The organism is Oceanobacillus sp. Castelsardo, from assembly GCF_001659985.1.
Lineage (GTDB): Bacteria > Bacillota > Bacilli > Bacillales > Amphibacillaceae > Oceanobacillus.
In genome coordinates this window covers 1-11,486 of the sequence record NZ_LYCS01000001.1, presented here as the reverse complement: position 1 = coordinate 11,486, position 11,486 = coordinate 1, and the positions used below count along the sequence as shown (strand labels likewise).

The window sequence follows — 11,486 nt, the reverse complement described above, 5'->3', positions numbered from 1 at the left end:
TTTCTTAATATTTATATTTAACTACATAGATTGTTTCATGTAAATAATTATTTCAGTTGAATTTTTTGTTCTTCTAAATTTTGTTTAACTAAAAATGCTCCACCAAGAATGCCAGCATCATTACCAAGTTGTGCTATTTTTAATTCACAGATCTCATGAAGCTTCGGAATTGCATACTTTCTAAAAGCCGTATCTATTTTCTCCAGTAAGAAATCCCCTGCTTTTGAAACGCCACCGCCAATAATTACTTTGGAAGGATTTATTACAGTTCCAATGTTCGCTAAAACTTTTCCTAAGATGTCACAGGAATAATCTACTATTTTTAGACATGTTTCATCTCCCGTTTTAGCAAAATCTATAACATCTTTAGCAGTAATTACTCCTTTGTCCTCGTAATACTTTGCTAATTTAGAGTTTGGATTAATTAAAATGGAATTCATCCCTTGTCTTTTTATTCCTGTAGCAGAGGAAATAGTTTCCAAACATCCGGTACCTCCGCAATTACATTGAACACCTTCTGGGTCAACTTTTATATGACCTATTTCTCCAGCCATGCCATTTTCTCCATTTAAAATTGAACCATTTACAATGATTCCACCGCCAACTCCAGTTCCAAGTGTAACTGCAATCATATTTAGCGATCCTTGGCCTGCACCTATCCAATATTCCCCTAAAGCAGCAATATTCGCATCGTTTTGAACGAATACAGGTATAGTAGACCTCTTTTCTAATTGATGTTTTAAATCCATTCCTTTCCAACCGATATTGACGGCTTCAGAAACATATCCTGATTCAACATTAATAAAACCTGGAGCTCCAACCCCAATTCCATATAATCCAATATTGTTTTTTTGATTATCTAACTTATTTTGAATGGACTTCCATATATCATCTACAATTGCATTTCCATTGTTGGTAGTATTCGTTGGTATTTCCCATTTTTCTATAATAGTACCATTTAAATTAATAAAACCTAACTTAATGGTAGTTCCACCAATGTCGACCCCGACCAAAATTTTTTCCATTTGTTTCTCCTTTGTCTAAGTAAGTTTTGATTTTTCTTTTTTTAAAATAAACTTTGCTTGTATATATTCCTCATTTGAGATAAATTCCAATTTATGGAGATCGTCAACTTCCATTTCCATTAATTCTAAATCACCTACACGATCACCGGTATAAATAAAGGTATGGAACTTTTTTAATAATTGTTGGACATCAAATACTGTTTTCAATTGTTATTCACCATTTTTTATTATATCAAATTTCATAAGCAATATAAAATATTAAATAGGATATATAAAAAACCCAAAATCGCGTTAACGATCTGGGTCTTGTGGATCTAAAAATTCTGGTCTTTTTCTTTGTAATGGAATAGGTGATCGGAATAAAACCTCTTTGAATGCTCGGAAAGAAAATGGTATGAATGGCCAAAAATATGGAATGTGAAATGTCTTCATTCGAGCTAAATAAAGAATAAATAATGTCATACCAATAATATATCCTGGCCCACCAAATATAGCGGTTAAAAGTAATAATACGATTCGAACTAGATGGTTGGCAAGACTCATTTCATAACTTGGTGTAGCATAGGTTCCGATTGCAGCAATTGCAATATATAATATCACTTCGTTCGAGAACCAACCAACTTCTACTGAAATTTGCCCAATTAAAATTGCCGCAACTAACCCTAACGCTGTCGCAAGTGATGATGGACTATGGATGGCAGCCATTCGGAGCATATCCATACCAACTTCAGCAAATATAAATTGTAACACTAGCGGAATATTTCCTTTTTCATTTGGCCCAAAAAATTCAAGTCCCACGGGTAAATATTCTGGATTCACTGAAATTAGATAGTAAAAAGGTAAAATAAATATGGATAAAAATACTGCAACATATCGAACCATTCGTAAGTAGCTACCAATTAATGGCTTTTGCCTATATTCCTCTGCATGCTGTAAATGGTGCCAGTAAGTAGCCGGAGTAATCATTACACTTGGAGAACCATCAATAATGATTAAAACATGTCCCTCATATAAATGGGCTGCTGCTGTATCTGGTCTTTCCGTATAACGTATCGAAGGATATGGATTCCAATGTCTACCACCTAAATATTCTTCTACCGTTTTTTCAGCCATAGGTAATCCGTCAGTATCAATTTTTTTTAGAATGTGCTTCAAATGTTGGACACGTTCGTTATCGGCAATATCCGCCAAATAGCAGATAGCAATATCTGTTTTAGACCTCCTACCGATTTGTAGATACTCCATCCTTAATGAACGGTCTCGAACTCTTCTACGAGTTAATGCTGTGTTGAATACAATGGTTTCAACATAACCATCTCTAGAACCTCGAACTACCCGCTCCAAATCCGGTTCTGCTGGAGAGCGAACAGGATAGGTACGCGCGTCAATAACTATAATTTTATCGATACCATCTACAATTAAAATAGTTGGACCAGCTAGAACAGTATCTGATGCTTGATTTAAATCATCGACCACATCTATTTCTATATAAGGAATATATTTTTTCATCAATTTGGTCAATGGATCAGGATCGAGATGCTCGGGTTCTAATTTGGCTAAAAACTTCATTAATAAATGCATGATGTCATCTTTTGCAAAACCGTCCACCATGAAGAAGGCCATATCTCGTCCGGCAAATTCCATATCTAAACGTATTAAATCAAAGCTTTCATCTACCGCTAATCTTTCATTTATATAATTTACATTCTCGTCATAGGACGAAAATAGCGGCTTTTTTTCATTTTCCATAATTTCACACCTATCATCTGAGTAATGATAGAATTAGTTTGAACTTAATATCATTTTCTATACTTGCTTGAAGTGTATGTTTACAAGATTCCCCTGTAATTTCTTTATATAATTTAATAATATCCTCATGTTCTGGATTTCTGGAGTATGCTTCATTGATATTTTCTCTTGCCTTCTCTTCATTACCTATTTCATTATAAAGTAATGCTAAATTATAAAAAGCTTCGGGGATGTAATCAAAACTAATACTTGTTTCAAGGTCTGCAATCGCCTTGTTTATTTGGTTAAGCTCAATAAAAGCATAAGATCTTTGAAAATATATAATTCCCTCTAAATTTCCTTTTGCATTTAATGCATCTTCAGAGATTTTCACAACTTTTTCATACTCTTTATTCGAAAGAGATTCGTCTATCATCATTAAATGATATTCTTGTTTATTTAGGTTATTTTGAATCCCAAATATTACTAAATATAATAAACCTACAATATAAGCAAAGACAGCAATTAATTGAATAAGCCTCTTTTTCTTTGTTGGAAGAAATATAATAGCAGATGCAATGAATCCGGCAATTAACCCACCTAAATGGGCTGCCATGTCAATTTGTTGAATAAAAAATCCAAGCACAATATTAATCCCAAGAATAAAAATTATATTAAATCCTAATGTCCGAAAAAATATTTGCCTGTAGATAAAGCCAAAAAATAACAGTGCACCGAATAATCCAAATATTGCCCCTGATGCTCCTGCAGAAATATGGACAGAAAATGCAAAACTAGCAACTCCCCCACCTATTCCTGAAAGTAAGTAAATAAATAAAAATCTCCAACTTCCATATATTTTTTCTACTAAAACCCCTAAATAATAAATAGCAATCATATTCATTAATAAATGGATAAAACCAATATGAATGAACATCGAACTAATTATACGCCACCATTGATTATCTTCTATTACACCTGGATTATATTTAGCACCATACTGTAATAAAATATCTGTATTTGTACTCCCGCCTTTTATTTCAAGAAAAATGAACATTAATATATTAATGATGATAAACATATATGCGAAAAATGGTTTGCCAAAAGAAAAGACTTTTTCAACCATTTCTTGTTTACTTTTTAATTTATTTATCATTTGTTCACGATTACTATGAATTTGTATTTCTTTTTCTGAGTCTAGTAGGTTATCATTTATTTCAAAAGAATCCGCATCAATAGAGTGTTGAAATCTTAATATTTCTTGTTCTTTATCTTTTTCATGTATGTAAAACATCTTTTGTTGAATAGAGTTTTTATCCTTTAACTGAATTGGTTTTTTTAGATATTCCCAGCTATCTATGGGACAGTGAGAAGAAATATAAACGTTAAATAACGTGATTTTCTTAGCTTTAAAGTGACGTTTCATGTTACTAACTTTTTGTAAAACTTTAAGCATATTTATTTTCAAGTGATTCTTCCAATCATATCCACTTACAGTTAGTCGAACGATATTAGAATGTTTATTTTCATATTGCTCTAACCAAATTTCACTTTCATTGATACTTATAACTTCAAAACCTTCTCGATTCATTAACTTATAGGCAAAAGTATGCATTATATACGAATCATTCGTATCCATTTATTCACCTTCCTTATCTTCTATCATAACAGTTCTAACAATAAAAAAAGAGACTGGAACAAAAGTGTTTTTATCAAAGTCCGAACATGAATAATGCGTATAAACCGTTCCACAAACAACTTCGATTGGTTAGATAATTGTTCGTCTTATTGCTAAACACTTTAGCGATGTCCCAGTCTTTTACCCTCTTACTTCTTTTTTATTCACTTTCCATATCAAATATACTTGGTAAAAGTTTATAGCGTAGGTTTGGAATATTCATGGAAATTCGAACTGCGTATTTACGTAAGAATCCCACTTTCATAATGAAATTTATAAATCGATAGCGATTTTTGTAAATATAAAAGATAGCGAAAAATAAAGAAATCAACGATGCTATTCCTTTCATGTTCACACCTTCTTTTTCATATTTTTATTAGTTTTTGAAACGAGAAGGTATTTATACATAATCTGAAATAACAAAAAATCCCTTACCAATATAGATAAGGGATTTTTATCAATTATTTTGTTTCACGATGTAAAGTGTGTTTTTTAAGACGTGGACAATATTTCATAAGCTCGATACGCTCAGGATTTGTACGTTTGTTTTTAGTTGAAATATAATTACGATCACCCGTTTCAGTACAAGCTAAAGTAATGTTTACGCGCATGTTTTTCCCTCCAAACTATAAAAACTTAATAGAAAACTAAGGCAATGCCAAGGCCTTTGAGCGAATGCCATAGTTGTATTTTTGCAGGAAGAAAAGTTTTAGACTTTCCCGACTGCCAAAAAACATTTCGTTTTAGACTTTATTAATAATATCAGAGTTTCTGTTTACAATCAAGAATGAAATTTAAAAATTACACAAACCACCAAAAAGAAAAACATTAATTCGAATCTTTTATTTGTTATTAAGAATGAATTTAGCTAAACCTATAATTACCATTGGTTTCAAGTCTCATTCTATGTTATAACTATTAATGGTAAAGGAGGAATATAGATGATTTATGCAATAGTTTCTATTTTGATTGTTGCTGTTGTTCTGTTTGTTTTATCATTTTTCATGAATGATAGAATAGAAGAACTAGAGAGTCAGGTGGAACAACTTTCCATTACTACTATGCAGGATACATATCAAATGAAGAAAAAAGTTAAGGTATTGGAAGAAGAATTACTATCTGATGGTATAGAAAAGGTATAATCAAACTAATGAATTAAAGGTGATTTAAATGAAACAGCTTGTGAGATATTTCTCACTTGGATTATTGACAGCAGGAATTATTATGTTAGGTGTAGTACTCATTTCTGATAATAATAAACAAAGTGAACTATCCGCGGAGGAATTAATTCCTATTTTAGAAAATGAAGGCTATCATGTGCTTTCAAATAATGAATATATTGCTATGTCTGTAAATCCAAATGAGAATAAAGCGAAGCAAGATTCTGATAATGAAACGAAAAAGAATCCCGACAATAAGGATTCAAAAGAGAAAAATGAAAGCAAGGATAATGAGAAAGAAGCAAAAGAAACTGATAAAGAACAAGCCAAAAAAGATGAGAAAGAAGATAAAAACAAATCTTATGTTTTAAACGTCAAATCAGGAATGCCGACTTCTTCTATCAGTACTATTCTTGAAGAAAATGGAATTATCGATAATGCTTCCGAATTCACGAAATACCTTGAAAAACATGAATATAGCTTAAAAGTAAAAGCTAAAAAAACAGAAGTAACTAGTGACATGAGCTACTATGAATTAGCACAAGCATTAATGAATTATTAGTAACAGAAAAGGAAGCGTAGCAATCTACGCTTCCTTTTCTCATGGCAAATTGGACAGTATAATACCTTTTTACCTCATAAGTGCAGCTAAGTGTCATTCACTCGACAAGGCTAATAGCGATTGCCATCTTTTTTAATTAATTTAAATCATAATTAATGCCTTTCACTAAAAATAATACACTTTCCCCAATATTTGTTATATGATCTGCAAATCTCTCCAAATACCGTGCGCAAAAAGCTAATTGCATAATATATTGTATTTTATCTGGATTAGTTGCCGTCATCCCTAATAACTCACTAACAATATTATTATAAAGTCGATCAACATCATCATCTATTTCCCCTAATTCCTTTGCAATATTCACATCCTCATTTTTAAATGCTATAATCGCTTTTTCTAACATATTTTGTACAACGTCATGTAATTTTTTGAGGTTGTCTAATTTGGGTATATTGTTATTTTCTAGAAGTATAGTAGATTGAGCAATATTTTTTGCATTATCCGCCATTCTTTCAATATCTGTTGCGATACGAAGGAAAACAATAATCCTTCTAAGATCGGTTGCCACGGGTTGTTGTTTTGCTATTAATACTACCACTTTATCATTTATTTCTAATTCTCCACGATCAATATGAATATCATTCCTTACTACGTTATTTGCCATTTCTAAATTATTTGTAAACAATGCATCGATTGCTTCTGACAATGCTTTCCCCGATAATTCCGCTACTTGAACAATAAGGCTATTTAAATCATCTAATTCGGCTTGGAAATGATTTCGTGTCATCAAAATAAAAACCACCTTTGAATAATCTATAACCCTAATTATAGATTATCATTATTAACTCCCTGTAAAATTAATGTAAAAAAACCATAAACCTAAAAAGATTTATGGTTTTACCTTATTCATCATTTTCTTCCTCTTGATTGCCTTCTTTAATCTTATCATCTTGTTTGTCTTCATTTTTTTTCATTTCAAAATAAGTGTCCAAAATCCGTTCACCTATTAAATTATTAATAGGATGTTGTCCACTTACATTCGATCCTAAATTGGGAACAATAATCGCAAAGGCAACTTCAGGATTATCAAAGGGAGCATACCCTACTAATGAACGATTCTCTGTTGTATACAGTATTCCTTTTTCAGCATCATAATCATCACTTTGGGCAGTTCCTGTTTTACCAGCTGGGTTATAGCTTTTACCAGCAAAATAAGAATATGCTGTCCCTCCAGGCACTTGAAAAACTCTTCTAAATCCTTCTTGCACTCGATCAATATGATCCATTTCTATTTGATTTAGTACTGTAGTATTTTCTACTCTATAGATAGAGCCTAATGCTTCTTCAGTACCGTTTGGCTCTCGTATCTCTTTTAAAAAATGTGGTTTAACACGATACCCATCATTTGCAATGGTAGAAACATATTGAGCCAATTGCATCGTTGTATACGTATCATACTGACCAATCCCAAAATCTAGTAAGTTCCCAGGATCAGGATTTGTTCCAACAAATCCGGTTGCCTCGTAAGGATAATCTATTCCAGTACTAGAACCCAGACCAAATTGTTGAAAATATTGACGAAATTGCTGAAATGCATTGTAATCTATAGACGCAGACTTATTTTGCGGGAACGGATAACGATAATCTCCACCCAACCTTAATGCAACATAGAACATATATACGTTTGATGAGAACTTTAACGCATCCAAATCATTAACTGCGCCTAAGTTTTTCCATGATGATTTTTCTTTTGTTCCAGCTATTTTAATTGGTCGATCATAAATAGTCTCGCCTGGTTTCATAACTCCTGTCTCATAACCAGTTAATACCGTTGCCCCTTTTACAGTTGACCCAGGACGGTGCGAATCATATAAAGTACGAAATGATTCATTATAAACTTTTCCTTTTTTTCTATCGTAATGTTGACCTGATACAGCAAGAAGTTCTCCAGTTCGTGGATTCATAACAACTGCAAGCGCATCAGTTAAACGTTGATTAGCTCCAGGATGCTTTCTAATTGCGGTTAATAATTCTTCTTGTACAATTTTATCTACTTCTTCCTGGAAATCCATATCTATAGTTAGTACTAAATCTTTGCCGCGTTGTCCTTCCACAACTGTTTCAGCACCTACAATGACACCATTCTTAGTTGTTGTATATTCAATTTGTTCTTTTCTTCCTTTTAAAACTTCTTCATAGTATTGTTCTAAGCCACTTTTCCCAACACGGTCATTTCTACTGTAACCACGAGTTATGAAATAATCTTCATTCTCTGCCGGGATACCTTCTTCCTGTGTTGTAACAGAACCTAATAAACTTTGTAATGTGTCACCATAAGGATATTCACGATTCCAATCCGTTGTGGCATTAATCCCTGGAAGTTCAGGTAAATGTTCAGAAACTAAAGCATATTCTTCCGCTGTTACTCCTTCATTTTTAACAATTTGTGGAGTTAGAGAATAAGCTTTGTCTAACTCTTTTTTTATGGCAATAATCTCTTTATCATGAAGAGAAAAAACACTTATTTCTTCTTTCGTTATTAACTCTAATGTTTTATTATAAGCCTCCGCGTTACTTAACTCTTCTATATCTTTATCAGTAAGTCTGCTATCAGCCTCTTCTTTATTTAACAAATACCAGTATTCTTTTAGATCTCTTTCTGTTAATTTTCGTTCCAAATATTCTTTCGGATTCTCATCTTTAGGAACAAGTGAAATAAAATCAGCTAATCTTTCTGCTACTTCAAGTCGTTCTTCAGCTTGTATTCCTTTTTCAGGTGTATACGTAATAGAGTAAACCGGCTCATTATCCACAATAACATTATGGTCACGATCATATATTTTCCCTCTAGGGACAGGTATTTTTGTTGTATCTTGAATCGTTCTTTCTATTTCTTTTTGAAAAGCTTCTCCATTTAATATTTGAACTACACCAAGTTGCAAAATTAAAACAGAGAATAATAAGAAGATAACAAAGAACAATATATTTATTCGGAAGGGTAATTGTGCCTTTTTCCTTTTCTTCCGTAGTTTTGACATATGTTCTCCCCCAAAATTTAAAATGCAATCAAAGACATTTTACCATATTTATCGATCTTTTTCGTCAGTTAATTGCTCTTTCATTAATATTTCCTTTCGGGAAGAACTACCTAATGATATGTTCCTTACAAATAGATAAATAAGTAAATGACCCGCTCCAAAAACAACTAAAAGAATAGGTATGATTTTTTCCGCATCAAAAAGAGAAACTGCCAATAAAAAAATAAGTACGGAAACTATTCTTCCTACATTTAAGAACAATTCTCGAACAACAATATATTCTATTCGTCGTTCTCCAGCCTTCCAAGCTTTTCCAATTACATCATACGTCAAAGAGATATAAGGTACATTTATAATTGGATAAGCAATACCTATCACAATGGCATATAAAATAAGTAAGAAATAACTTACATTAAATAAAATAATAAAAATGGATACATATAAAAGAATAGCACCAAATAGGATCGCCTTTTTTCTCCTTGACGGTTTTATATATTTAGTCACGATAAAATATAAAACTGCTGATAATCCAGATAAGACTAAGTTAAAGGTTCCGAGGGCAAACTCACTTTTCGTTACGATAAACACCCAAATAGATATAACAAATACAAATACTCCCTCTCGTATCCCCTGAAAAAAATGTGCGTATAATATTCTGCTCCAGTTCTTATTATTTTTTCTTTCATGTAGAATTCTTCTAAAGAAAAAATCCCCTTTTGCACTTCTACGTTTCAAAAAGAAACTAGCTATCACAGCCAAAATAAACAATATGAACGAAATAGTAAATATAGTTGTATATCCCACATTACCGTCTAACTTTGCGATAATATATCCCGCAAGTAGTGGACCTATCATCCCACCTAACGATTGAAGAACTCCTAAAAACCCATTAAAAAAATCTCTTGTGTCTGGTTCCGTAATTTCAAATGTTAATACATTAAAAGCTAGCCAATAAAACCCATAACCTATCCCTAACAAACATCCTAATAAGAAATTAAAATAAGAGGCTTTCTCCCCAATAATTAATACATTTAAGAAGAAAACGGATAAAAATATAACGCCTAATCTAAGTACAATAATCCGATCAACTTTTTTAGCTAACCGTCCCGCCAATATAAAAGTTAGAGCTTGGAAAAGGTTAATCCCTAGATTATAAACAGCAATCGTAATATAATCTCCAGATTGTCTCCATAAATAGATATTGACGAATGTATTAGAAAGGAAAATACCTAAGGAATAAAGGCCGCCTATTAGTAATAATAATAATAAATCTCGATTAACGTCCATTTTAGTTCCAAATGCTTGTATGATTTTTGGCATATCTAACTACTCCTTTAGTAATTTAGTGTTGGCGAATAATTGTCAGATATGCAAAAAAACACGCGGGAAAATCCCACGTGTTTATAATCATTCCCTATTAACCTTTGAAGTTCTTAGCTACTTCATCCCAATTAACAACATTCCAAAAAGCCGCTAAGTATTCAGGGCGTTTGTTTTGATATTTTAAATAGTAAGCATGTTCCCAAACGTCAACACCTAATAAAGGAGTTTTACCTTCCATTAGTGGAGAATCTTGGTTAGGAGTACTCATAACTTCTAACTCACCATTATTAGACACTAGCCAAGCCCAACCAGAACCGAAACGTGTTTTTGCAGCATTTTCAAATTCTTCTTTGAACTTATCAAAACTACCGAATTTAGAATTAATTTTTTCAGCAAGTTCGCCAGTTGGTTCTCCACCACCATTCGGTGATAAAATTTTCCAGAATAAACTATGGTTAGCATGTCCACCACCATTGTTGCGTACAGCTGTACGTTTTGCTTCAGGAACAGCATCTAAATTACTGATTAATTCTTCAACTGATTTTCCTTCTAATTCGGAAATCCCTTCAACAGCAGCATTTAGATTTGTTACATAAGTGTTATGGTGCTTCGTATGATGAATATTCATTGTTTCCTTATCAATTGTTGGTTCTAATGCATCATATGCATATGGTAATTCTGGTAATTCGTATTTAGCCATGAGAATCTTCCTCCTTAATAAATTAAAAATGGATAATTTAGGTTAATCACCCTTTAATAAGAAGATTATCATTGCTTTCATATACTTGCAAATATTTTGCCTTATGAAGGTAAAATAAAATTTCATAAATAAAAAAACAAGTATTTCTACTTGTTTTTTTATTTATGAAGGAGGTAGAGGGATTCGAACCCCCGCGCGGTTTGACCCGCCTGTCGGTTTTCAAGACCGATCCCTTCAGCCAGACTTGGGTATACCTCCGTGGCAGTATATGG

12 protein-coding genes and 1 tRNA gene are annotated in these 11,486 nt (G+C 32.4%); 2 read left to right on the top strand and 11 right to left on the bottom strand.

Annotated elements, in window-relative coordinates; translation table 11 throughout:
* Nucleotides 1-47: 47 nt before the first annotated feature.
* The 6 genes from A9178_RS00065 to rpmG form a co-directional block, all read right to left on the bottom strand.
* Complete coding sequence (locus A9178_RS00065; protein WP_068671885.1) at nucleotides 48-1,025, bottom strand: ROK family glucokinase; 978 nt, start codon at nucleotides 1,023-1,025, stop codon at nucleotides 48-50.
* A gap of 15 nt (nucleotides 1,026-1,040) precedes the next feature.
* Nucleotides 1,041-1,232, bottom strand: a complete 192-nt coding sequence (locus A9178_RS00060) for a YqgQ family protein (RefSeq protein ID WP_068671884.1) — start codon at nucleotides 1,230-1,232, stop codon at nucleotides 1,041-1,043.
* Between the two features lie 84 nt (nucleotides 1,233-1,316).
* Nucleotides 1,317-2,774 (bottom strand): spore germination protein, encoded by a 1,458-nt coding sequence (locus tag A9178_RS00055; RefSeq protein ID WP_068671883.1) that lies wholly within the window; start codon nucleotides 2,772-2,774, stop codon nucleotides 1,317-1,319.
* 13 nt (nucleotides 2,775-2,787) lie between these two features.
* On the bottom strand, nucleotides 2,788-4,392 hold the full coding sequence (locus A9178_RS00050) for a rhomboid family intramembrane serine protease (protein ID WP_068671882.1): 1,605 nt from the start codon (nucleotides 4,390-4,392) through the stop codon (nucleotides 2,788-2,790).
* A 199-nt stretch (nucleotides 4,393-4,591) separates the two neighbouring features.
* The gene (locus A9178_RS00045; RefSeq protein ID WP_068671881.1) at nucleotides 4,592-4,780 is read right to left on the bottom strand and encodes a hypothetical protein; all 189 of its coding nucleotides are present in this window, start codon (nucleotides 4,778-4,780) and stop codon (nucleotides 4,592-4,594) included.
* A gap of 112 nt (nucleotides 4,781-4,892) precedes the next feature.
* Entirely contained in the window at nucleotides 4,893-5,042 is a 150-nt protein-coding gene (rpmG, locus tag A9178_RS00040) for a 50S ribosomal protein L33 (protein WP_026906199.1), read from the bottom strand.
* 330 nt (nucleotides 5,043-5,372) lie between these two features.
* Between rpmG and A9178_RS00035 the strand changes: the two genes are divergently transcribed.
* Both A9178_RS00035 and A9178_RS00030 read left to right on the top strand, forming a co-directional pair.
* Complete coding sequence (locus A9178_RS00035) at nucleotides 5,373-5,573, top strand: hypothetical protein (RefSeq protein ID WP_068671880.1); 201 nt, start codon at nucleotides 5,373-5,375, stop codon at nucleotides 5,571-5,573.
* Nucleotides 5,574-5,601: 28 nt separating this feature from the next.
* Nucleotides 5,602-6,153, top strand: coding sequence for a hypothetical protein (locus A9178_RS00030; RefSeq protein ID WP_068671879.1), 552 nt, complete (start codon nucleotides 5,602-5,604; stop codon nucleotides 6,151-6,153).
* A gap of 136 nt (nucleotides 6,154-6,289) precedes the next feature.
* Here the strand turns inward: A9178_RS00030 and phoU are convergent, their stop codons facing one another.
* The 5 genes from phoU to A9178_RS00005 all read right to left on the bottom strand — a co-directional run bounded on the left by phoU (nucleotide 6,290) and on the right by A9178_RS00005 (nucleotide 11,472).
* Entirely contained in the window at nucleotides 6,290-6,940 is a 651-nt protein-coding gene (phoU, locus tag A9178_RS00025) for a phosphate signaling complex protein PhoU (RefSeq protein ID WP_068671878.1), read from the bottom strand.
* A gap of 115 nt (nucleotides 6,941-7,055) precedes the next feature.
* Nucleotides 7,056-9,191 carry a peptidoglycan D,D-transpeptidase FtsI family protein gene (locus A9178_RS00020; RefSeq protein WP_068671877.1) on the bottom strand — a complete coding sequence of 712 codons (2,136 nt, stop codon included), beginning with the start codon at nucleotides 9,189-9,191 and terminating at the stop codon, nucleotides 7,056-7,058.
* Between the two features lie 48 nt (nucleotides 9,192-9,239).
* Nucleotides 9,240-10,511, bottom strand: a complete 1,272-nt coding sequence (locus tag A9178_RS00015; RefSeq protein WP_068671876.1) for an MFS transporter — start codon at nucleotides 10,509-10,511, stop codon at nucleotides 9,240-9,242.
* 97 nt (nucleotides 10,512-10,608) lie between these two features.
* Nucleotides 10,609-11,214: a superoxide dismutase SodA gene (gene sodA, locus A9178_RS00010; protein ID WP_068671875.1), complete on the bottom strand. Its 606-nt coding sequence runs from the start codon at nucleotides 11,212-11,214 to the stop codon at nucleotides 10,609-10,611.
* Nucleotides 11,215-11,382: 168 nt separating this feature from the next.
* A tRNA-Ser gene (locus tag A9178_RS00005) sits at nucleotides 11,383-11,472 on the bottom strand.
* Nucleotides 11,473-11,486 lie beyond the last annotated feature (14 nt).

What these genes read in the sequence shown, in the direction of transcription:
- sodA (WP_068671875.1), bottom strand. Translation starts at nt 11,214, where the DNA reads ATGGCTAAATACGAATTACCAGAATTACCATATGCATATGATGCATTA.
- A9178_RS00035 (WP_068671880.1), top strand. Translation starts at nt 5,373, where the DNA reads ATGATTTATGCAATAGTTTCTATTTTGATTGTTGCTGTTGTTCTGTTT.
- A9178_RS00030 (WP_068671879.1), top strand. Translation starts at nt 5,602, where the DNA reads ATGAAACAGCTTGTGAGATATTTCTCACTTGGATTATTGACAGCAGGA.
- A9178_RS00055 (WP_068671883.1), bottom strand. Translation starts at nt 2,774, where the DNA reads ATGGAAAATGAAAAAAAGCCGCTATTTTCGTCCTATGACGAGAATGTA.
- rpmG (WP_026906199.1), bottom strand. Translation starts at nt 5,042, where the DNA reads ATGCGCGTAAACATTACTTTAGCTTGTACTGAAACGGGTGATCGTAAT.
- A9178_RS00065 (WP_068671885.1), bottom strand. Translation starts at nt 1,025, where the DNA reads ATGGAAAAAATTTTGGTCGGGGTCGACATTGGTGGAACTACCATTAAG.
- A9178_RS00050 (WP_068671882.1), bottom strand. Translation starts at nt 4,392, where the DNA reads ATGGATACGAATGATTCGTATATAATGCATACTTTTGCCTATAAGTTA.
- phoU (WP_068671878.1), bottom strand. Translation starts at nt 6,940, where the DNA reads ATGACACGAAATCATTTCCAAGCCGAATTAGATGATTTAAATAGCCTT.
- A9178_RS00015 (WP_068671876.1), bottom strand. Translation starts at nt 10,511, where the DNA reads ATGCCAAAAATCATACAAGCATTTGGAACTAAAATGGACGTTAATCGA.
- A9178_RS00045 (WP_068671881.1), bottom strand. Translation starts at nt 4,780, where the DNA reads ATGAAAGGAATAGCATCGTTGATTTCTTTATTTTTCGCTATCTTTTAT.
- A9178_RS00020 (WP_068671877.1), bottom strand. Translation starts at nt 9,191, where the DNA reads ATGTCAAAACTACGGAAGAAAAGGAAAAAGGCACAATTACCCTTCCGA.